Source organism: Methanosarcina mangrovi, assembly GCF_052057765.1.
Classification (GTDB): Archaea; Halobacteriota; Methanosarcinia; order Methanosarcinales; family Methanosarcinaceae; genus Methanosarcina.
In genome coordinates this window covers 2942197-2963765 of sequence record NZ_CP195120.1, presented here as the reverse complement: position 1 = coordinate 2963765, position 21569 = coordinate 2942197, and the positions used below count along the sequence as shown (strand labels likewise).

18 protein-coding genes and 1 pseudogene are annotated in these 21569 nt (G+C 44.6%); 12 read left to right on the top strand and 7 right to left on the bottom strand.

Translation table 11 applies throughout. The annotated features are described in order from the left end of the window. Positions 1–206: 206 nt before the first annotated feature. Positions 207–827: a DUF998 domain-containing protein gene (locus ACSAZL_RS13165; RefSeq protein ID WP_440945101.1), complete on the bottom strand. Its 621-nt coding sequence runs from the start codon at positions 825–827 to the stop codon at positions 207–209. A 124-nt stretch (positions 828–951) separates the two neighbouring features. Here ACSAZL_RS13165 and ACSAZL_RS13160 point away from each other — a divergent pair. Next, positions 952–1056 (top strand): annotated as a pseudogene (locus tag ACSAZL_RS13160) (CxxC-x17-CxxC domain-containing protein); the annotation flags it as partial. A 442-nt stretch (positions 1057–1498) separates the two neighbouring features. Continuing rightward, positions 1499–1864, top strand: a complete 366-nt coding sequence (locus tag ACSAZL_RS13155; protein ID WP_440945100.1) for a DUF1428 domain-containing protein — start codon at positions 1499–1501, stop codon at positions 1862–1864. 15 nt (positions 1865–1879) lie between these two features. Here the strand turns inward: ACSAZL_RS13155 and ACSAZL_RS13150 are convergent, their stop codons facing one another. The 3 genes from ACSAZL_RS13150 to ACSAZL_RS13140 form a co-directional block, all read right to left on the bottom strand. Further along, entirely contained in the window at positions 1880–2110 is a 231-nt protein-coding gene (locus ACSAZL_RS13150) for a hypothetical protein (protein ID WP_440945099.1), read from the bottom strand. A 678-nt stretch (positions 2111–2788) separates the two neighbouring features. After that, positions 2789–3409, bottom strand: a complete 621-nt coding sequence (locus tag ACSAZL_RS13145) for a class I SAM-dependent methyltransferase (protein ID WP_440945098.1) — start codon at positions 3407–3409, stop codon at positions 2789–2791. 568 nt (positions 3410–3977) lie between these two features. After that, complete coding sequence (locus ACSAZL_RS13140; protein ID WP_440945097.1) at positions 3978–4883, bottom strand: DUF7847 domain-containing protein; 906 nt, start codon at positions 4881–4883, stop codon at positions 3978–3980. A gap of 214 nt (positions 4884–5097) precedes the next feature. Here ACSAZL_RS13140 and ACSAZL_RS13135 point away from each other — a divergent pair, with 214 nt between their 5' ends. Further along, positions 5098–5688: a hypothetical protein gene (locus ACSAZL_RS13135; protein ID WP_440945096.1), complete on the top strand. Its 591-nt coding sequence runs from the start codon at positions 5098–5100 to the stop codon at positions 5686–5688. Between the two features lie 936 nt (positions 5689–6624). Here the strand turns inward: ACSAZL_RS13135 and ACSAZL_RS13130 are convergent. Further along, on the bottom strand, positions 6625–7302 hold the full coding sequence (locus ACSAZL_RS13130) for a molybdenum cofactor guanylyltransferase (protein ID WP_440945095.1): 678 nt from the start codon (positions 7300–7302) through the stop codon (positions 6625–6627). A 59-nt stretch (positions 7303–7361) separates the two neighbouring features. Further along, positions 7362–8198: a molybdopterin synthase gene (locus tag ACSAZL_RS13125; RefSeq protein WP_440945094.1), complete on the bottom strand. Its 837-nt coding sequence runs from the start codon at positions 8196–8198 to the stop codon at positions 7362–7364. 240 nt (positions 8199–8438) lie between these two features. On the opposite strand from ACSAZL_RS13125, the gene radC reads away from it, so the two are divergent. The 9 genes from radC to ACSAZL_RS13080 all read left to right on the top strand — a co-directional run bounded on the left by radC (position 8439) and on the right by ACSAZL_RS13080 (position 20342). Beyond that, entirely contained in the window at positions 8439–9128 is a 690-nt protein-coding gene (gene radC, locus ACSAZL_RS13120; RefSeq protein WP_440945093.1) for a RadC family protein, read from the top strand. 307 nt (positions 9129–9435) lie between these two features. Beyond that, positions 9436–10014, top strand: a complete 579-nt coding sequence (locus tag ACSAZL_RS13115) for a flavodoxin family protein (protein ID WP_440945092.1) — start codon at positions 9436–9438, stop codon at positions 10012–10014. A 209-nt stretch (positions 10015–10223) separates the two neighbouring features. Continuing rightward, complete coding sequence (gene mmp11 / locus ACSAZL_RS13110; RefSeq protein WP_440945091.1) at positions 10224–11267, top strand: methanogenesis marker protein 11; 1044 nt, start codon at positions 10224–10226, stop codon at positions 11265–11267. Between the two features lie 95 nt (positions 11268–11362). Continuing rightward, complete coding sequence (locus ACSAZL_RS13105) at positions 11363–13012, top strand: thiamine pyrophosphate-dependent enzyme (protein WP_440945090.1); 1650 nt, start codon at positions 11363–11365, stop codon at positions 13010–13012. Between the two features lie 254 nt (positions 13013–13266). Next, entirely contained in the window at positions 13267–13413 is a 147-nt protein-coding gene (locus ACSAZL_RS13100) for a hypothetical protein (protein ID WP_440945089.1), read from the top strand. A 775-nt stretch (positions 13414–14188) separates the two neighbouring features. Continuing rightward, on the top strand, positions 14189–16522 hold the full coding sequence (locus ACSAZL_RS13095) for a DUF3160 domain-containing protein (RefSeq protein ID WP_440945088.1): 2334 nt from the start codon (positions 14189–14191) through the stop codon (positions 16520–16522). 589 nt (positions 16523–17111) lie between these two features. Then, on the top strand, positions 17112–19409 hold the full coding sequence (locus ACSAZL_RS13090; RefSeq protein ID WP_440945087.1) for a DUF3160 domain-containing protein: 2298 nt from the start codon (positions 17112–17114) through the stop codon (positions 19407–19409). A gap of 251 nt (positions 19410–19660) precedes the next feature. Continuing rightward, positions 19661–19813 (top strand): hypothetical protein, encoded by a 153-nt coding sequence (locus ACSAZL_RS13085; RefSeq protein WP_440945086.1) that lies wholly within the window; start codon positions 19661–19663, stop codon positions 19811–19813. 43 nt (positions 19814–19856) lie between these two features. Next, positions 19857–20342 (top strand): hypothetical protein, encoded by a 486-nt coding sequence (locus tag ACSAZL_RS13080; RefSeq protein WP_440945085.1) that lies wholly within the window; start codon positions 19857–19859, stop codon positions 20340–20342. A 533-nt stretch (positions 20343–20875) separates the two neighbouring features. Here ACSAZL_RS13080 and ACSAZL_RS13075 read toward each other — a convergent pair. Continuing rightward, positions 20876–21088, bottom strand: a complete 213-nt coding sequence (locus tag ACSAZL_RS13075; RefSeq protein ID WP_440945084.1) for a hypothetical protein — start codon at positions 21086–21088, stop codon at positions 20876–20878. Positions 21089–21569: the final 481 nt, after the last annotated feature.

The window sequence follows — 21569 nt, the reverse complement described above, 5'->3', positions numbered from 1 at the left end:
ACAATAAACTAGCAATCAAAAAGATACGGGAAAAAGTGAAAATGATATTGAATCTCCTCAGTTGAGCTTGATTGCGAACACAAAGAAAAAATTTAACCTCTGAGGAGACCTGGAACCTTAAAGGTGTGCGCTTTTCTATAATAAATTCTTATTTAAAGGTGTGCGCTTTTCTATAATAAATTCTTATTATAACTGCCTGCCTTATTTCATCCCTTCGAGTATCCCATCAGGTATCCTCCAAAACCCGTGACCCAGAGCAGGATCGGGTATGCAATCCAGCGCTCAAGTCCTCCGAGGCCGAAGGCTGCAAAGGGACTTGCATTTCCCATGATGTAGTAGAGAAGCAAGTCAAGAAGGGCTATCCCTCCGAGTATGACTGAGAAATAATTAAGCGGTGTTTTCTCGATTCCGGAACCTGCAATTGCGGATATGCCTCCCATAACGAAAGCCATAAGGGCAAAAATTCCGTGTATGGCTCCATAGCTCCCGTTGAAGATCCCAACTCCCAGGACTCCTATCCCGAATAAGGCCATGGGAGCAGTAACTGTTCGCTTCCGAAATGCTTGATTGATGCAGTAGGCAGAAAAGATGATTAAGATGCCGGTAACAGCCATTGAAGCACTGAATATGCTTGAAGCCGGTTGTATGATAATACTGTTGGGCGGTTCGGTTGCACCAAGGTCACTTATCATGTTCTGCGATGTGCTGTATCCGGGATAGAGGGTCTCAGCCGTGATAATCCCGAGGAAAGCCAGCACGCCTGCACTGAACAGGAGTGCTCCGGCAATGTTTTCGTACCGCATGTGAGAGTGTGATCTGTCAACCATGGCAATTATAGCCTTTGAAGGTTAAAGTTATTTATGAGTTGCGTTGAGTGGAATTCCGGTCGGCAGTATTATCTCCTCTTCAAGCAAGGTCCGGGGAGTATTCTCTGATTTGAGAGGGCTGATTGGTATTAAAGCCGAAATACCTTTCAAACCGGACTCGGAAAGACCTGTCTACTGCAGGGAGTGTCTTCCCGAGCACAGGAAGCCTGGAGAAAACTGCAGATTCTAAGTGTTTGCAGATGCTAAGTGTTATTTGTGCAACCGAGTTTGTTTCAACACTTCTTTCTTTTTTCACTTTCTTAATAAATCCTGACTCCCAATATACTCTTTCCCATCAGCTGCTTACTATATTGAAATATGTTTTCCTGCCAGAAGTGTGCTCAATTTTGCTTCCTGTTTTCGTTAACTGATGGCTGTTGATTTTTTTCAGTTTTACATGATTGGCAATTAAATGTTTCAGATTATTCTTAATCAGCATCTGTCGACAGATATTAGATACGCTAAATAGTTACGGAGGAATTAAAATAATACCTGTGGCAATAAAGAGACCGTAGCTATCAAAAGGAAAAGAGTAAATATCCAGCAAGGGGTTGCATTTAGCCTTTTGTCGGGATCAAAAATGCCCCTGATCTCTTCGTTAAGATATAGCTCAGAGGAAAAGGAGTGAGAATATGGGAAGATATGTAGACGGATTCTTGATTCCTATCGCTAAAGGCAAAGTAAGCAAATACAGAGAAATTGCTCAAAAAGCAGGTGAAATCTGGAAAGAGCTTGGTGCTTTGGAGTATTATGAATGTGTAGGGGATGACCTGGATATTGAAGAACTGGTCTCTTTCAAAAAGGCAGCTAACACCTCTGAAGAAGAAACCGTAATATTTTCATGGATTGTTTTTGAATCAAAAGAGCATAGAGACCGGGTGAATGCGGCAGTTATGGACGATCCCAGGATGAAAGAAATGATGGAGTCAGGCGAACCGGATCTATTTGATTACAGGCGTATGGCTTACGGTGGCTTCAAAACACTGGTGAATCTTTAATCTGAACCTGATATTTCACTGCAGTCGACTGAAAGCAGCGGTTGAGCAGAGGCACCTGGCGGATGGAGGAATCAAAGAAATGACGGCAGCCTTTATTCTCTGGGGGCGGCTCGATACCCCGGGACATATGCCTGCTGCCTGGAAATAAGCGATTCCGACAGGACTCTTGACGGTATGGCTGTCTTCTGCCGGAACAGGATTCCTGCGCGTCTTGCTTATCGGGCCATATGCGATTTTAGCTGGCACGCAGAGCGGGGATACGTGCAGGGCTGGATCAGGTGCAGTCTGTCGAGCTCAGTATCCTGCGGAAGGCAGGGGGCACGTGTACTCTCAATGGTGTGACCGCTCCAGATCTTAAGGATTGAATCGGTCTGGACATTGGGTTCACTCCCGCCACCAATCTGGTGCCATTATGCAGGCTCGTTCCGGATAATGTCAAGCGGCAGACATGCCTGCCTTGCGGCTTGACGTGTCAGCAGGTACCTCTGAGGTTTTGCCACAGCGTTATGAGCGATGAACAGTGACAAGGTACACTGGTACGAGGCACCTGGCCTGAACTACGCTGCAATGCTCGAGGTGACCCGGATAGGATTCATTCGCCGATATCCTGGGCTGTGGGAGGTGGAAATATGATCATTTGATAACGCTGCACTTCTAATTAAAGTGAAAACATCTTGATCAAATGTTTTTTCAGGAAAGCTGTCCGAAACTGGCCCGATAAAAACAAATTGAAAACTTTACCTTCTTGTTCGATTAAGTTGAAATATATTTTTCCTGTCAGCGGTCTGTTTTATTTCCCAAGAATGTTTATCGGGAAAAGTGAAATTGAAAAACCCTTGACCCTTTGCAGACTTGGAAGGAGCTCTTTGATAGGGCGATCAATTTCTCACTTTATAATATTTAAAAAATACTTTTCTGTCCTAATTAATTCCTGACAGCCGATAAAAGGTAAGCTTTTGTGTTTCCCGGACCGCGATGCGAATCAAAAGTCGCATCCTTTATATACATTATATTGAAAAGAGGCGTAAAAGTATTCTCTATTTCGGCTTTTGAGACCCTTCTGGGCCCATATCCGCCAGGCTCCTTATCGGAGAAACACAGCATGAAATATTTGCCGTCTTTCTTGAGTACCCTGTGTACCTGCTGCGCAAAAATTGGCCTTTCCTCATCCGTCATTGTGTGAAACAGGCCGGAATCGATGATAATATCGAATTCATCCTTCCTGAAAAGCCGGTCCATCTGCAGTATGTCCCCCACAACAAAATTTACCTTAACGCGCTTTTCCATAGCTTTTTCCTTTGCGTCGGAAATTGCACTCTTAGCTATATCTATACCTGTGACATCGCAGCCGCTCATAGCCAGCATTATAGCATTGTCTCCCCGGCCGCACCCGATATCCAGAGTCCTCCCGGGCTTGATCTCTCTGCTCTTTATAAGGCCTTCAAAAGCAGACTGGGGATGACCGACATCCCACGGCGGCGTGCCCTTATATGCTTCATCCCAGAACAGACTGGTTCCCCCGAAGCTAAAGTACTGAGTTGTCATTTGATCCCGGATCGTGCGTCTCGGTCCCAAAATCCGGTAACAAGGATAGGTGTAATAGCATTACACAAAATTATAATTCATACTTATATACTGACATTAATACATAAATGTGATTAATGATACGTCTGGACCTGATTACTTCTCCGGGCTGCCTATCATTCCGAAATTTTTTGACAGTTTTGACAAAATGCATTAAGTAACAAGCCTTATAATCGGTATTATGAGGTTCATAATTATCCTCTAAGAAGAGGAAGTTGGAGGATTTACTGCCAACTGCCCCGGTTTCTGTAGAGGGATCCAGGTCAGATGAAGAGCTTTATTGGCAGAATGCTCCCCGGAATAAATCCTTTTATTGAGCTGTGAGTTCAATTCAGTTGAAATATATCTTTTCTGCCTGCAGTCCGCTAAAAATCTCCTGTACGCAGAGAGAAAAACTGAGAGATTTCTTCCGGAACCCCGAATAGGCCAATGGCTTAATGATGGAGCACTAAAAAATAAGAAAAAAAGAAAACAAGAAAAAACAAGAAGAAAGAAAATATGAAATAGATTTTCGGATTTCAGGAGCCTTTCAGAACCCATCGGGATCGGAAAGCAGTTCATAAGGGCTATAAAGCTCCCTTCCCTCCATGGTCAGGTAGAGGCGCGTCCAAAGGACAGTGGCAAGCGGCTGAAGTATGATGATCGGGACGAAATACGTAAGACCTGAGACCAGAGCGCTTTCCGAGCCCAAAAGCTCCCCGAGCAGACCATTGATGAAAGCCAGCCCGACTACAATTATCCAGATGAAGAAAACATCGAGTTTATTCTCCTTGAAAAAACTGTAACCTTTTTTTATAGCGTCAAGAGGGTCAAGTTCGTCGATTACGAGGGCATAAGGGGTAAGGGAAAGGACGATATTCATGACCAGGGCATAGATTCCCCAGGCAAGGATTCCTAAGACAAGTGTGCCCATGCCCTGTACAGTTGCTGCAGGGTTTTCGATCAGCCCGCTCAGGTCTCCTATTGTAAGGGCTCCAGGCACTACGAATACGATGCCTGCAAGAATAATCAGGGTCACCAGCAGGTTTGCAAGGAAAAACCTGACAGTGTTTTTCGAACCGAACCTTATCATGTCGGGTATTACGGTATCCCCGGTTTCGGAAGCCTTTTTTGCCATCCCGATTGCTCCTGCCATGAAAAAGGCCTGCAGGAACATGCCAAGCAGGAAAAATCCAAGAATTACAGCCACCGAGGCCGGGATGTTGGCCATAAACCCGTCCACGAGCATGGAGTAAAGTTCCTCACTCGAAAGAGTGGCAGGGTCGACAACGTTTCCCGAACCTGAGGTAAAGATCAGGACGCCCAGTATGGCGAAGAAAAAAACATAAAGAATTAAATTGACAAAAAAATTCAGGACATATGGAATACAAATATTTAGATTTCTAACCCAGGTCTTGAACCCTCTATTCAGTATTGTTCCAAAATCTTCATGCATGTGACACGACCTTCCGAATATAAAGGCAGCGGCTCTGCATCCCCTTCAACAGCCATGTCCTGACTGACTGCAAAAGCAGGGTTCGTTTGCAGGCTCACATATACCATTTTTCGGATACATATGCAGAAGATAAATATATAATCTCTCATCTCCGTACATGTAAAAACAGCAATCCTCAAAAAGAAAAACGACAGGTGACGCAACAGGTGATCCCATGAAAAAGCTGGAAACCTACAAATCCCCCACATCCCCGGACAATTCCGCAGCTCCGGAAAATCCCAGAACCCCCGAAAACCCCGTATTTCCCAGAAAATACATGCTCCCCGAAAACTCCGAAAACCCCGAAACAGACGACTCCCCTAAAGAAATCCTCGTCCTGGGCCACTGCCTGCTCAACCCCCTTGCAAGACTCAAAGGAGCAAAACCCGCCACTCCCGTCGACCCGAAAGGCGCAAACATAATCCAGCTCCCCTGCCCCGAATCCATGTACCTGGGAATGAGGCGCCGGGAAATCACGAAAGACCAGCTCGACCACCCCGCCTACAGACGCTTCTGCCGCAAAATCTTCACCCCCCTTGCCGACATGCTCGAAGACCTCGCAGCAAACGGCATAAAGCTCAGGATTATCGGAGTCCCCAAAAGCCCCTCCTGCGGCGTATATATAACAAGCGTAGGCGGCGAACCCGGAAAGTCAAAAGAGTTCCACCACAGTCATGCCCCGGGACCGGGCGTGTTTATGGAAGAGATTATTAAGGAGCTTGAAGGGCGCGGGGTTGAGTTTGAGATAGAGGATGCGGGAAGGTAAAAGGAAAAACCACCTGGAAGCTGCAATTAATGGATTGTCGTGATGACTGTAGTTTACCAATGTAACTTTCCATGGTTTTTGTGATTGATCCAAACTAATCTCTTATTGATCAATTCAATTATTTGTTTTTGATATATTTCTGAATCGATACTAACTTCGATACAAGCTTCGACTGATATCGTTTACAATGAAGGTCTCCTGGACCTCATAACATGAGAACCTTATCAAATCTTCAACTAAATATATTCGTAACATTGTAGCTTGGTATTGTAGCTTGCTTTGTCATTTTCAGCTCTTCGTCATACAGTTGTGAAGAAGTATCAAACTACTTAACTGATGACCAATGATGTGTAATTATATATTTGTTTTAAAAAATAAATCAATATGGAAAATCACGGATATAGACAGAAGGAAAAACCATGAGAAAAGGCCCCATAAGGTGTATACGCGTCCCACTTCATGAATCATTTGATGAGGACATGAAAAGGATAAGGGAAGAAAGGGAAAAACTAATTCAAGAAATGTCAGGCAAATGTATGACCGCCAGTGACTTCACACGCGACACACAAAATCGTTAAGGATACTGATTCATTATATATCCAGGATAAGCCTCATGCTATTGAAAAAAGGTTTCTTAGTGCATAGGCTCTAAAAACCCCTGGCTCTCACCGGTCGTCGCAGGCTACCGGCTTTCTCACAAAAAATACTAGCAGAACAGTAAAAAAATGAGGATTTCAACCTTATTTTTTTAGATGATAAAGCCTTAAGCATAAATCAGTGATGAACCTTGAATATAAGCAAATACCAAAAGTGGAACTCGCAAATTGAAACTTTCTAAAAACTTGAGTTTTCAGCTCTTTTTAGATGAATGTTCTAAGATGTTAGCCGGTCATTCAAACAGGTGAAAAATATCAAACACGGTTAACCGGAATTTTATCACAATTCCGCTTTTTCCACCGCAGACCCAATCATACTCTCAAGATCTTCAACGGTATTAATATTCGCAAAAGTCCTCAACTCAGGATCAATCCCCCGAATCTCCGATACCTCAACAAAAACAACATCTTTCATCTCAAAAACCGGCGTAAGCACAGAATGTTTTCCTCTCTCAAAGGCTTTTTCAATTTCCAGCAGCATTTTTCTTGAGTAGACCGCATGCAGAGGCTCATACATTCTATCCTCCTCCCACTTTGGGAGAGCAGCATCATGCCCATTTGCCTTTTCAAACAACAGGTCAACAACTTCGGAATTTACAAAAGGCATATCCCCTGCGCAGACAAAAGAGTACTCTGACTTTGATTCGAGCAGCCCTGCCCGGATGCCTTCAAGGGGCCCGGCATCCTCTCTGGAATCAAAACAAAAACGGATTTCCCGGTCCGGGAATTTTTCGAGCACAGGGAGGAGTTTTTCTTTCTGGGGGATGTCGCGGACCGAAAGGATTACTTCGCCCACAACCCGGAAGAGGTTTTCAAGCAGACGTTCGAGGATGGTTTTTTCTTCAAATTCGAGGAGAGCTTTCTCGATCATACCCATCCGGCGGCCCCTGCCTCCTGCCAGCACGATTGCACTTCTGGTTTTTGTTCTCCCCGGCTTAAATTCTGTTTTTCCGCTCATTAATTTCCGTCCCGGTTTTTGCTGCTCTCAACTTTTGCATTCAGGCATGTTCCCCGTCTTCAGGCGTGATCCCTGTCGTGGACCCAGAACTCTTCTTTTTCCGTGAATTCCTTTTTCCAGATGGGAACTTCGGCTTTTATCCGCTCGATGGCTTCGCTGAGGGCAGGGAAGAGTTCAGCCCTGTGGGCGGAGGCGATCACGATGTAGACTATGTCTTCTCCGGCTTCGATGACGCCGGTTTTGTGGTGAAGGAGGACCTCGAGGATTCCTTCTTTTTGCTTTATCTCTTCCCGGATTTTGTCCAGCACCTTTGAGGCTTCGGGTTCGTATTTCTCAAACTCGAGCCTGGCTGTCTTTTCCTCCCCTGCAAGCTCGCGGACAATGCCGGTAAATGTGCCGATTGCTCCTGCTTTCCGAATAGCCGGGTTTTTCCGGGCTTTTTTGATAAGGGCTTCGAGGGTGTAGCGGTCAGGCTGGGCAAGGGTCATGCCTACAAGGGAAGCTGTGAGCTCTTCGTGAGGGTCGATATACTCAGGTACCCTGAAAACGACATTGGAAACTCCCTCTAGGTCTCCAATCACGATTTTAGGGAGATTGCTTTCTTTGAACCCTTCCACGACTGCAAAATCAAGCCCCCGGTCGCAGAGCATATCAAGGGCGTTTTCGAGGCTGGCGTCTCTGGCAAAGCTGACAAGTTCGGAGCCCGTGATCCCTATTACCATGTCCGCTCCCGCATCAAAATGCCTGCCTGTATCCGTTTCTCCGGGGTTGAGACGCTGTTCTCCCATGTGTTTCACAGTACCAACTGTCCCGAAGCCGGAAAGCTGCCGGACAAGAGCTGAAACAAGGGCTGTTTTGCCCGATTTTTTATACCCAACAACAGAAATGACCTTCATCAAAGAGCCTTATGGACTTCCCGGTATAAGTAAGGGCCGGCATCTTTCTTCTTTTTCATTTCTTTTTTCGTGTGGTTTGGGCAGGCCAGACTAAATTAAAACAGCAATTAAGAAAAATAGACATTTATGACAATTTTTGTAAAAGTTCAAATATTGAAACTTCGATAATCTATAGTATCTGTCCTTTCAGTGAAGTCAGAAAAATTCAAAGATATTCAGAGAAAATAATGGGAGTAGAGCATGGAAGTAAACAAGGTAAGGATTCATGACCTTCCCGAGGAAGAGCGCCCCAGAGAAAGGCTTATTCGAAATGGGCCTGAGTCCCTTTCAAATGCCGAGCTGCTGGGGATAGTCCTGAGGACGGGCTCAAGGGAAGAGAATGTTATCAGTCTGTGCAGCCGGATACTCGTGGAATATAACATCAAGCAGCTGAGCCTTGCAAACGTTTCAAGGCTTATGCAGGTCCATGGGGTCGGAAAAGCAAAGGCTGCACAGATAGCTGCTGTTTTCGAACTTGCCAGGCGGCTTGAGACTTTTGTGGAAGAACCTAAACGAAAAATCTGTTCCCCAAAAGATGTCTATGCCCTGATGTATCCCAGAATGCGGGAACAAAAAAAAGAAAAATTTATAACACTCTATCTTGATACAAAAAACCAGATTCTTAAAGAAGAAGTGGTGTCCATAGGCAGTCTGAACGCCAGCATCGTGCACCCGCGTGAGGTTTTCAAGTCGGCTCTTCTGGAATCTTCGGCCTCGGTGATCATGGTCCACAACCACCCCTCAGGGGACCCAAGCCCGAGCAGGGAAGACATAATGGTTACCGAAAAACTTGTTGAAGGAGGCAAACTCCTCGGAATCGACATCCTTGACCACATAATCATAGGAGACGGCCGGTACGTGAGCCTCAAAGATGAAGGGTTTGTAAGGTAAAAAGAATTTGATCTGGCATGATTCTCAAAAAACCAAGCTTTCAAGAACCAAACTTTCAAGAACCAAACTTGCAAAGTACCGAAAATCTCCAATATAACTCATTTTTAGCAGAAATCCATAAAAGTCACTTATTTTTCTTGAATATACAGTAATTGAAATCTTCCTCACCTTTAATAACGGAATTGGGCAAATAAGCGAATAAATTCTACATCTGTTCACATTACGGAAAAACAGAAAAAACAGAAAAAACGGAAAATACGGAAAAAAACGGAAAAAAACGGAAAAAAGAAATTCTGAGTTGAAACTTATGAAAGTTATCGGCATTAACGGAAGCCCGCGAAAAAACGGGAATACTTCAATCCTGATTCAAATTGTGTTTGACGAACTGAAGAAAGAGGGAATTGAAACCGAACTTGTCCAACTCTCAGACAAGAACATATTGGGCTGTAAGGCTTGCCGGGCCTGCCATAAAAACAAAAATAAACGATGTGTCAATAAGGATGACTTTTTTAATGAATGCCTGGCGAAAATGGTGGCTTCGGATGGGATTATTCTTGGTTCTCCCGTATATTCCGCGGGTGTGACTTCGCAGATGAAGGCCTTAATCGACCGGGCAAGTATGGTGCTGGCAGGAAACAGGGGGCTTTTGAAACATAAAGTGGGAGCCTCAGTTGTAGCTGCCCGTCGTGGAGGGGCTATCAGCGCCTTCGATACCCTGAACAACTTTCTCTATAGTAAAGAAATGTTTCTGGCAGGTTCAAGTTACTGGAACATGGTTTACGGAAATGCCATAGGAGAAGTCGAACAGGATCAGGAAGGCATTGAGAATATGAAAAACCTCGGGCAAAATATGGCCTGGCTCCTGAAAAAAATTCATTGTAATTAAAGTAAAATTCATTGTGTTTGAGGTAAAACAGTTAGATACTTGTATTGTTAGGTGCTTATACTCGCCCCCGATTTACCCGACAAACCAATACATCCGGCAAATACATCCGGCAAATACATCCGGCAAATCAAAACATCTGACAAACCAATACCTTATACACCTACTATATAACTTGCTAAACCTACGATACCTATATATAGCTATAGGAAATGGGCTTTTCGATCAAACAAATTATCCTCCCACTTTCCATCCCCCGTAAAAAGGAGGTCTTTGGCATTACAAAACATATAAACGCCTGTGCACTGGATAACAGACAGACTGAGGAAATTACTCTAAACGACCCCTATACCGTGCCTTACCGGGGCATCTATGCGGTCTGTGACGCGAAAAACGAGTACGCGGAGATTATTGAGCACTCCAACTGCTACAGCGGGGCGTCCTGGTCCCTTTACCATTATGCAAAAGCTCCTCTTATCCTTAAAGCCCGTTCAACGGGAAATATGATCCGCTATTTTATGAAAATCGGAACCTCAAAACTCGAACTCAAACCCTCGGTTGCAGCCGCAGGCATAGAATCCGTGATCGTACAGGGGGACGAAGTTGAGATCACCTATGCAGGGCTGGGAGGCGGAGGAGTCGGTGCAACCCGCTGCAGAGCGCTTGCAGACGGAGTATTGCGCTACAGGATTTCCGAGTCCGGGGGAGAGCGCTGTGCTAAGGGGACAGTTGTGGTTCCCCGCAGGGACCGCGTTCTTATAGGCATAGATGACACCGATTCAAAGGATGTCGGAGCCACCTGGACCCTGACCCACAATATTGCAAAGGAACTGGACTGCCAGGAAGCCGTCTACCTCTCTCATGCCCTTGTCCAGCTCTTTCCTGTCCCGGAAAAGACCCAGAACTGCATGTCAACAGTCCTGGAATTCGGCTGTGTGGACGAAAAAGCAAAAGAAAGGCTTGTAACCTCTTTTAAAAGAGCCCTTCAAAAATACAGCGCATCCGGAGAGACAGGGCTTGTAGTCTTATCTGATTTTTATGCAAAAGGGCTTTACTCCTACAGCAACCGCTGCCGGACAGAAAGGGTTTCAAAGGCAGAAGCCCTGCGCTGTGCCGAAGAAAACAATGTGAAAGTCCTGCTTGGCGGCAACGGGGTAATAGGTGCTCTTGCCTCCCTGCCCTGGTTCGGGAGGCCCGAAGAGTCCATAATTCCCGGAACAGAGATAAAACCAATGATCATGGAAAAAACTAATTAAATGATACCTAAAACCAATTATAATGGTATTTGAATTTATCTAAAGATACCGGAAACTGCCGAAAATCCTGTAATTCCCGAAAGGGGGGGGTCAACTTGAACGCAGAAGAAAAAGAAGCAGTAAAATGCAACGGATTTGAAGCCCTCTATCTTGCAGCCCTTGACAGTGACGTCACCCTTGTAACGGGAGTCCCCGGATATCCTGTCACCTCCCTGATGGAGCTTTTTTTGAAAACAGATAACATCTCGACTGAAACGGATAAGGTCTCAACTAAAGCAGGTAACGCCTCAACCTCCTCACACAGTTCGGCTTATGAAGCCAGATGGCTTACAAACGAGAAAGTTGCGCTCGAAATCGCACTCGGTGCGTCGGTTTCAGGCAGAAGGGCCCTTGTGATTGTAAAACATGTGGGGATGAACCTTCTCTCCGACCCCCTTATAACCTCAGTTACGCATACGACAGGTGCAGGTCTGGTAATCATCGCAGGGGACGACCCCGGCGTGAAAGGCTCTCAGAATGAGCAGGACTCCCGCTGGTACGGCAGAATAGCTGAAGTTGCAGTATTTGACCCGGTTGACCCTGACGCCGCGTACCGAACTCTCCGAAGGGCTTACGAACTTTCGGAAGAAATCCGAGCACCGGTAATTCTGAGGGTAACCGCAGGCCTGGAGAAAACTGAAGGAAAAATCCTGCGCCTTCCCCCGGCTTCAGCTCCCCACCCCAGGTTTGACCGTTCGATCTGGGAATTTCGGATGGTAGAAAAACACCGGCGTTTTCATTCAAAAGCCTACCCGGCGCTTGAAGAAGAAGCCGAAAATACCGGCCCGAATGAGATTAGAGAAGGAACGGAAGAGACAGAAGCCGACTTACAGGTTTCAGGGCATGGAGAAGGTGAACGGATCGGAATTATCTCCTCAGGTTTTGCGGCTTCAATTGTGGAAGATACATTGCAAAAAACGGGCTGCTATCCCGAAGTATCTCATCTTGTGCTCAACCTTGTAAATCCCCTCCCCATGCAGAAAATCGGGAATTTCCTTAAAAATAACCGCAGGGTACTGGTAGCTGAAGAGTCCGAACCTTTCATAGAAGAGCAGATCAGGATTGCAGGCAATGTCTGTGGCAAAAAAACAGGACACCTCCCCTACGGGCAAATAACGCCGGAAGATATAGCTTTTGCCCTTGAGTACATCGGAGAAGAAACACCCTCAATCCCTCTGGATTCTGTCCGTGCCGGAGCCGGGAAAAAAGACCGGGCTCCAATCTGTGAAGACTGTCCTTATCTTCCTCTTTACCGTTTTCTCCGCGTACCCGACGTTCAAATCGCCGGCGACATGGGCTGTTCGGTCCGGAGTGCTCCTGAACCCCTTGCTGCAGTTGATGTCAGCTTTGCCCTGGGTTCGGCAATCTCGGTTGCCTGCGGCTTTGAGAAAAAAGGCATAGCCGTAATAGGAGACTTTGCCCTCGCACATTCCGGAATCCTCGGGCTCTTGAACGCTGCAAGCGAAGGTTATGAAGTACTTGTGCTCGTACTTCAGAACGAAGTCGCAGCTATGACAGGAGGGCAGAAAGTCCCTGACCTGCGAAAAGTGGTCGAAGCAATAGTGCCTGATGTGTCGTTTTTTGATCTGGATGGAGACGAAAAAAAGCCGACCTCCGGTTCAGAACTTTCGGACCTGATTCTGGAAAAACTCGCTCTTCCGGGAATTTCGGTTATTTTTATAAAAGGCCGGTGCACAAAATATTGAGCCATCTGGCTCTTCGACATGAAAGTACTTTTAATTACTTTCATTATTTGTGCCTGTAATTCAAAGAAGTTATGTGAGTTTTTTTCGTTTCTCCTTTTTTATTTCTTCTTCCATTTTCAGGAAATACCGCTCTTCTTCGTCGAACGGAACAAGAACGACCTAAAACAGTGAATGACGTTGTATGCGTCTCAAAGAAGTCTATAAAGTCATCTTGAGCGAAGAGAAAAGTAATACTTGTCTATAAGTTAGTCCTCTTGAGCGAAGCGGAGCGTAGCGAAAAGGACAGCGTACTGCAGAGCCGCAACTCTGCTGGCGCAACTCTGCTGAAACGAAAGGCAGGCTGTTGCACTTGCAGTGCAACTCCCATGAAATCTCCTATCTCATGTGATCCCGAATCGTAATTCGGGCGAATAAAATTGTAAGGGTCGAGGTCTCGAATCAGTCCTCCTTCATTCCTCCGGAACGAAGCTCACTACTATTATATCTCAGATAATATGGTTCAACCCTCTCAAACTTCAACAAATTTTTTCTTATCTTTAGCCAATTATTTTTCCGTATCTGGCAGAAAGTAGTCAACTTCATTCTCTTGAAATACCTCAACTTTTTTTATCACTGAATCAAAAAATATTCACCCTTATTTTTTTGGGCTGGTCTTTCTGAGAGAATTCAAGAAACAAAGAGGGTCATCATTTTCATCATCATTATACTGTTTTTCTCAGGATATAACTTCAAATTGGTTTGAAGTTTAATAAAGAATTAAATGCTTTGTGGAAAAATAAATAACTAAAGAGAAACAATTAATGATAGGGAATTAGGGCATATTTCAGTGTCTTAAATGAATAATTTGAAAACTCAAGATCCCAAGATGGGAAATAAAAGGGGAGAAAATTTTTGAACAGAATACTCCGAATTCTGCTGCTAATAGGGGCTTTATTACTAATCACGGGAACACTTCTGAATTTCACCAGAGATCCACTTATCCTAAGTTCGGGAGCTGTGGCTACGTTATTTATGATCCTGCTTTTCAGAATTGATCCTCTAAGCCCTCACGAATGACAGGGAAAGAGAGGATTAATCTTTTTTACGTGCAAAATACTCTATTTACGTTCTTAAGTACAAAATAATTAATTATTTTACGTCCAACTTATTTTTTACTGGTTTTGCGAGGTATCGAGAATGGATCCGAGAATTAAATTTGCATTAGTTTACCTTATGCTTCTGTTTTTTGTTTTTTTTGCTGGCTGCTCCGGAAAGGGAACAGAACAGAACACACCCGGCTACACCGCAGATGTGCTCAAAACCGAAGCCGTAACTTTTTCAGGGATGTTGGGGCAGGGGGCTTACCTGCCGGTAAATTACAGCCTGGAAGCCCTCGATGTCGAGTTAAAAGCGCCTTCTTATGACTTGCCCCTGGAAAAGGATAAAATCTCCAACTACGCAGCCTTTTCAGGAAAAATTCCTCTGGACGAATCCGCGCTTGAAACGCTGGAAAGGAACGGTTTTGTGGTAATAAAAAACCCTTATGACTCCTCAGAAGAAGACATAACTTCAATGTATGTGACCCTCAAGGAAGAGGAAATTCCTGTTTTTATCACCACGGACTCCCTTCTGCACCTCTATCACATCCAGTTTGACGAGACTCTGCGCCAGATCGAGGAAAAGGAGTTTTACGATACTCTTTGGGAGACCGACCTTGCCCTGCTGAACAGCTCAATTGAAGAATATAACAGCGCTTCAGGAGAAGAAAAGGAAGCTGCAAGAAGAAACACAGCCTACTTCGCGGTTGCTTTAAGCCTGCTCCAGCCTAAGCCCGAACAGATACAGGCAGTAGATGAAACCTACGGCTTTGTTGACGAGGCTCTCTTCCCTGCAGGTTCGGCAGAAAAATATCAGTTTGAGGTCCCTTCATTTGTAAAAGAAGATGTTGATGCCGAACTTGCCCTGATAGAAGCCCATGAAGGCTTTGCTCTCTCTCCGATTTTCCTCTATGAAGAAGATTATTCCCAGTACGTGCCAAGAGGCCACTACACCCGCTCCGAAAAGCTGCAAAACTACTTTAAGGCCTTCATGTGGCACGGCAGGATGAGCATGCTCCTGAAGGACAGCCTGATACAGTCCGAAGACCCTGCAAAAGATGCCCGCATCCAGACCATCCAGGGAAGCCTGATTTCTTCTCAGCTAAAAAACTCGCCAGAACTCCTTGAAAACTGGGACAGGATCTACGGGGTTACGGCTTTTTATGTGGGCTTTTCCGACGACCTCGGCCCTTACGAATACATGGAAGCCATGGACCGGGTCTTTGGCAATGGAGAAAGGGAATTCAACGAAACCGCAGTAGAGGAATTAAAATCCATCCTTGCCGAAAATCAGGGTCCGCAAATCTACGGCGGCACAGGAAACTGTGTCCTGCAACCGCCCTTCACGCCGGAGCAGGCTGATGAATGCCTTGAAAACACCACAGGTTTCCGTTTTATGGGGCAGCGCTTCATCCCTGACTCTTACATGTTCTCAAACCTGGTCGGAGCCTATACAGGTGAATATACCGGTGACTACACGAAAGATGAAGCTCCGTTTACGCTGGTAATCTCAGGAGCCGGAAGACCTATCCGCGGCTTCCCGCGCGGTCTCGATGCAATGGCTCTTCTGGGCTCGGAGAGAGCTGTTTACTGGCTCGACGAGCTGAACGATTCGAGCTACGAAAATTACAGTGTCCGATACGGAGAACTTGATACGGAATTTTCGAATTTCAGCACAGCCGACTGGAACAGGAACCTCTACTGGTCCTGGCTTTATTCCCTCCAGCCTCTCCTGAAAAACTATGGAGAAGGTTACCCGACCTTCATGCAGACCGATGCCTGGCAGGATAAGGAACTGAGCACCTCTCTGGCTTCGTGGACAGAACTCAGACACGACACTATCCTGTATGCAAAGCAAAGTTATACAGTACTCGAGTCCGCAATGATCCTTCCGGAAGAAAAACCGGTAGTAGGTTATGTAGAGCCGGTCCCCGACTTTTACGCGAGACTGCTTGCCTTAACAAAAATGACAAATCAGGGCCTGGACGAAATGGATGTGCTTGACCCGAGATCAAAGGCAAGGCTTGCGAACCTTGAAAATATACTTTCCAGACTCCAGGAAATCTCGGAAAAGGAACTCGAAAATGAAGAACTGACAGAAGAAGATTACGAATTCATCAAGAATTTCGGGGATCAGCTTGAAGGCGTCATAGCCGATGTTGATGAGAAAGCCAGAAAAACTACAATCGTGGCTGATGTCCATACCGACGGGAATACTGGAGATGTACTCGAAGAAGGAGTAGGATACGTGGATATGATCGTGGTAGCATACAAGCTTCCGGACGACAGGATCCTTATCGGTGCAGGTCCGGTCTTCAGCTATTATGAGTTCAAACAACCCATGTCCGACCGCCTGACCGACGAAAAATGGAGAGAAATGCTGGAGGAAGAACCGCCGGAAAAGCCGGAGTGGACTTCCGCCTACATTTCTTAATTTTTTATGTCCTGTCTTTCTGTTGAGCTTTGCAAAGAACCACGTAGATCTGTTGAATGGAATCGTATAAAGTGATATTTAGAGGAAAAAAGAAGGTAGCAAATGTCGGAAGAACGGGATATGATAGAAAAATTAACTTTTCTTTTGATGTTTTTATTCATTTTAGTTCGATTTTTTAGTAAATTGAAGAATTAGGTTTCTCGTCAAGAGATCTATAAAAAACTCTATCTCCACCTCTTTATTTGCAATACTCATGGGAAAATGCTGGATAAAAAGGACCCTACAGGAAGAGGGTCTGGAAACTAAGCAACTCTGATATTCGACTTATTTTTCGACTTATTTTCGAAGTTTCGAGATAACTTCAAAATAATTCGCAGTCAAAGTCAAATATAAGTAAAATAGTGCTGTATCTTCTGTTACATAATTTAGTGTTTTTTTCGGAAAATAACCAAGAAAATTTTCAGTCATTTTTAGTCATTATATTAGTCATTTTTAGTCATTTGCCGGATTTTGCTGGCAACTGCTCTGCAACAGATCTTACAGGAAGAAACATCCCTGAATACCAGACCAAAGTAGGCGAGATGAAATGATGAAGTGTCTAACCAGGACTGCTATTGCTTATTTATCATTCCTAATTCTTCTTGGCTCCATTTTAACAGCGGGGTGCCTGGAGCAAAGTTCCGGGTTAAGTGGGGAGAATGGGACAGAAGAAAAAGAAGTAAACAATAATGGAAGCTCTTCGACAGGTTATTTGAAAACCGAAGCAGTAAATCTTTCCGGGCTTGAGGCCGGAAACTCTTCTCTTGCAGTAAACTACAGGCTTGACGCTCTTGATACCGAACTAAAAGCTCCCCAGTACGACTTGCCCCTGCAGGAATCGGAGATTACGAATTACGAAGAATTTTCGCAGAAATTTTTGACAGATGAGACAGCCCTGGAGAAGCTGAAAGAAAACGGGTTTGTGGTGATTTCCAACCCTTACAACCCAAAAGAAGAAGATATCACCGCTATGTATAACAGACTTGGAAGGGAAGGACAGCTGATTTTCATAAGTTCGGATACCCTTCTGCACCTTTACCATGTCCAGTTTGACGACAGCATGAGCCAGGTTGAGGAAAGTGAATTATTTGACCTTTTATGGGAACTTGATGAAGCTCTGCTTGACTCTTCGGTCGAAGAATATAAAAGCGCATCAGGAGAAGAAAAGGAAGCTGCAAGAAGAAATGCAGCCTACTTTGCGGTTGCGTTGAGCCTGCTTCAGCCAGATGGAGATCAAATTAAGTATCAGTTTGAGATTCCTGCTTTTGTAAAAGATGATGTCGAAGCCGAGCTGGCTCTTATCGAAGCCCACGAAGGTTTTGAGATATCCCCTATTTTCCTGTATAAGGAAGACTATTCCCAGTATGTACCAAGAGGCCATTATACCCATTCCGAAAAGCTGCAAAACTACTTCAGGGCTTTTATGTGGCACGGCAGAATGAGTATGCTCCTTAAGGGAAAATTGATCGAGGCCGAAGATCCTGACAAAGAAGTCCGCATCCAGACAATTCAGGCAGGCCTGATCACTTCCCGGCTCGAAGACAATCCAGATCTCCTTCAGAAATGGGATCGGATCTACGCGATTACTGCTTTTTATGTCGGTGTCTCTGACGATCTCGGGCCTTATGAATATATGGAAGCAATGGAGACGGTATTCGGAAACGAATCAAGGAATTTTAACGCAACAACGATCGGAGCGCTGAAAGTGGAGCTTGCAGGGTATCGGAGCCCGGAGATCTATGGGGGCACAGGAAGCGGAACCCATGAACTCATTCTAACGGCTGAGCAGGCTGATGAACTCCTTGAGGATACGAAAGGTTTCAGGTTTATGGGGCAACGTTTTATCCCGGACTCTTATATGTTCTCAAGGCTCACCGGCCCTTATACTAACGAATATACAGGAAATCAGGAAGATTTACCTTTTACCTATAGAGATTCCGACTACGGAAACAACCGGGGCTTTCCACGCGGGCTTGATACGATGGCTCTTCTGGGTTCGGAACGAGCTGTTTACTGGCTTGACGAACTTAACGATTCAAACTACGAAAATTACAGTCTCAGATACGGGGAACTGGACTCGGAGTTTTCGAACTTCAGCGTAGTCGACTGGAACAGGAACCTCTACTGGTCCTGGCTTTATTCCCTCCAGCCCCTCCTGAAAGACTACGGATCAGGCTACCCGACCTTCATGCAGACCGATGCCTGGCAGGATAAGGAATTGACCACCTCCCTTGCCTCGTGGACCGAGCTCAGGCATGATACGATTCTTTATGCCAAGCAAAGCTATGCAATAGAGGAATCACTTCCCATATTTGGGGACAAACCTGTGGGATACGTTGAACCTGTACCCGAATTTTATAACCGGCTGCTGGCCCTTACCCGGATGACTGGAGACGGGCTTGAAGAACTGGATGCGCTTGATGAAGAGACGGGAAGAAACTTTGCAAGCCTCGAGAGTGTCCTGGAAAGGCTTATCGAGATTTCCGAAAAAGAACTTGAAGATGAAGAACTGACAGAAGAAGATAAATATTACATCTTCAAGTTTGGAGAAATTATCAAAATGAGCGTAAGTGCCGACGAAGAAACCAGGAAAACTACCCTTGTCGCAGATGTCCATACCGAGCCAAATAATGAACTTGTGCTTGAGGAAGGAACAGGATATGTGGATATGATAATCGTAGCTTACAAGCTTCCTGACGGCAGGGTCTTCTTAGCTGCTGGGCCGGTTATGAGCCATTACGAGTTCAAGCAACCAATGTCCGAGCGCCTGACCGATGAAAAATGGAGAGAAATGCTTGAGGCAAACCCTCCGGAGAAGCCGGAGTGGGCTTCAACATACGGGGCTTAAAGCCCCAAAATTTTTTTGATTTTTTGTTCTCGAAGTCAAGAAGATCGATCAAGATCGAAGAAACTGAAAGGTTACTGGAGAGCATAAGCAGGGACGAATTTTAAGCAGGGAAGGAGTTACTCGGATTCGATTACCGCAATCAGAAATTTCCGGGGGCCATATATGGAAAGATATTAATTGTATAAGTATGAGTAATAATATGAGGGTAATATGATTACGAAAGCCCTTGACAAAACCGTGAGGTAATAAGAATGTGCAGTGTTGGAGACCCGTTTGATTTCAATATGGAAGGAAAATTGCCGGTTAAAGGGTATGTATGCAAGGAATGTGGGAATAAATTCAAAGGTATCGGGAAGAACGTGAAGTGTCCTTCCTGTCAGTCTTCAAATGTAGCAGAAACCTGATAAGCAACTGGAATTATTGGATTTTTAGACACTTATTTTTAGCATGAATAAATCGACTTCCTCCAGAGACATTTCACTGCTGGAAAGTGAAATGCTTCTCCTGCGCGGCAAAGCAGGAATAGTGGCTATTGTGAAAGCAGGTCCACATGGACAGTACTTTCTGGAAACTGAAACCGAAGAGATTGTACTCGGACTGGAACCCCACGATCTGATTGTTGCTTCTGCATTTTCAGTGGACGAGAAAACTGAAAAAGGGCTTAAATGCGTTCTCTTCATGATCCGGGAAATCAGGTCCCCATTAATAGTCCTCCCAAAGAATCATCCTGCATCGGCAAGGCTTCCAATAGTTGTATCGGCTGGGAAAAAGACTGTGCTGAACTGCAATATCACACCCGGCACGCACCCGAATCAGGAAGTGCTCTGCGGTTCAAACGAATTTGATAGTCTGGAGCTAACAGGAACGCCGGAGGGCGTACAGATTAAAAATATGCCACAGTGTGAGGTATTAAAGGTTAACTTTGATATTTGACCTGCACATCTCTTAAATTCTATTATCCCTTATTTTATTATTTCTGATTCCATTATTTCGGTCGTCCGTCTTTATATGGTTGATATTTTTGAAAAAATAACTTGGACTCAAACTTCCAGGTTCTGACCTATACAACCATATTTGCTATATTGTGTCGTTCTTGTCCCGCTCGACGCAGGAGAGCGGTCTTTCCCAAAAAGACAAAAAAGAGATAGAAGAATGAAAACAACAGGTTAGCAATTAAAAGCTGCTGAAGGCGTTTGTGAGTTTAAGAGAAGGACAAAAGGCTAAAACGATATTCAATTTCAGTCTCATTTCTCATTCATTTCTTCTTTTTCCTTTTGTGCAGGGCCGCCAGACAAGCTGGCGGAGGCGTTTATATTTAACTGTGAGTTTTATGAGGTTCCCCAGATCAAGATATAAATTCGCTTGTTAATTTTTTTGCGTCGCAGAAGAGAAAAGTTCAGCCCTGAAAAGAGTAGAATCAAAAAACAAAAGATCTTAGTTTCAGATATGGGAATAATATCAACTGATTAATACAGGACCACCATTATTTCTGATTCCATTATTTCTGATTCCATCATTCTTGATTCCATTATTTCTGATTCCATTATTTCTGATTCCATCATTCTTGATTCCATTATTTCTGATTCCATTATTTCTGATTCCATCATTCTTGATTCCATTATTTCCGATTCCATTATTTCCGATTCCATTATTTCTGATTCCATCATTCTTGATTCCATTATTTCTGAATGAAAATGACTGCATAATAACTGAGTAACTTCTTATAAGTGGCCCCTGCTAATCGCCCTGTATACTGCTATCACCTTGTATGCCCCGGCGTCCGGGATATAATTCTTTTGTTTCCATCCCCGAGCTGCAGGGGTATGAAATTGGCCATCAGGTAAGACAAAAGCAAGCTTAAACCGGTTGCAGTTAAGGGCTATGAGTTATACTTAGAAATCTACCATAGTCTGAAAATGATGCTTTTCTTTAACCCCGGGAACCATTTATTTAATTGTGGTGAATATAAGTGCCTCTATCAGTTTGTCCAGCGGCCCTTCCCAAAAACGGACATGAAATTCTTCGAATAACAAGGGCAAAGTAATGAAAATACTTTCACGCCAGGAAGAAAGAAAACTGGACTAATGAAAAAATAAGAAAATAGTTTTGCAGGTAGAATAACTTGGCTTATTGCATTTGAAAATCTCTTATTTGTTTAAC

What these genes read in the sequence shown, in the direction of transcription:
- ACSAZL_RS13130 (WP_440945095.1), bottom strand. Translation starts at nt 7,302, where the DNA reads ATGAGCGGAAAAACAGAATTTAAGCCGGGGAGAACAAAAACCAGAAGT.
- ACSAZL_RS13135 (WP_440945096.1), top strand. Translation starts at nt 5,098, where the DNA reads ATGAAAAAGCTGGAAACCTACAAATCCCCCACATCCCCGGACAATTCC.
- ACSAZL_RS13145 (WP_440945098.1), bottom strand. Translation starts at nt 3,409, where the DNA reads ATGACAACTCAGTACTTTAGCTTCGGGGGAACCAGTCTGTTCTGGGAT.
- ACSAZL_RS13165 (WP_440945101.1), bottom strand. Translation starts at nt 827, where the DNA reads ATGGTTGACAGATCACACTCTCACATGCGGTACGAAAACATTGCCGGA.
- ACSAZL_RS13140 (WP_440945097.1), bottom strand. Translation starts at nt 4,883, where the DNA reads ATGCATGAAGATTTTGGAACAATACTGAATAGAGGGTTCAAGACCTGG.
- ACSAZL_RS13080 (WP_440945085.1), top strand. Translation starts at nt 19,857, where the DNA reads ATGAATAAATCGACTTCCTCCAGAGACATTTCACTGCTGGAAAGTGAA.
- ACSAZL_RS13075 (WP_440945084.1), bottom strand. Translation starts at nt 21,088, where the DNA reads ATGGAATCAAGAATGATGGAATCAGAAATAATGGAATCGGAAATAATG.
- ACSAZL_RS13155 (WP_440945100.1), top strand. Translation starts at nt 1,499, where the DNA reads ATGGGAAGATATGTAGACGGATTCTTGATTCCTATCGCTAAAGGCAAA.
- radC (WP_440945093.1), top strand. Translation starts at nt 8,439, where the DNA reads ATGGAAGTAAACAAGGTAAGGATTCATGACCTTCCCGAGGAAGAGCGC.
- ACSAZL_RS13085 (WP_440945086.1), top strand. Translation starts at nt 19,661, where the DNA reads ATGTGCAGTGTTGGAGACCCGTTTGATTTCAATATGGAAGGAAAATTG.
- ACSAZL_RS13090 (WP_440945087.1), top strand. Translation starts at nt 17,112, where the DNA reads ATGAAGTGTCTAACCAGGACTGCTATTGCTTATTTATCATTCCTAATT.
- ACSAZL_RS13115 (WP_440945092.1), top strand. Translation starts at nt 9,436, where the DNA reads ATGAAAGTTATCGGCATTAACGGAAGCCCGCGAAAAAACGGGAATACT.
- mmp11 (WP_440945091.1), top strand. Translation starts at nt 10,224, where the DNA reads ATGGGCTTTTCGATCAAACAAATTATCCTCCCACTTTCCATCCCCCGT.
- ACSAZL_RS13095 (WP_440945088.1), top strand. Translation starts at nt 14,189, where the DNA reads ATGGATCCGAGAATTAAATTTGCATTAGTTTACCTTATGCTTCTGTTT.
- ACSAZL_RS13125 (WP_440945094.1), bottom strand. Translation starts at nt 8,198, where the DNA reads ATGAAGGTCATTTCTGTTGTTGGGTATAAAAAATCGGGCAAAACAGCC.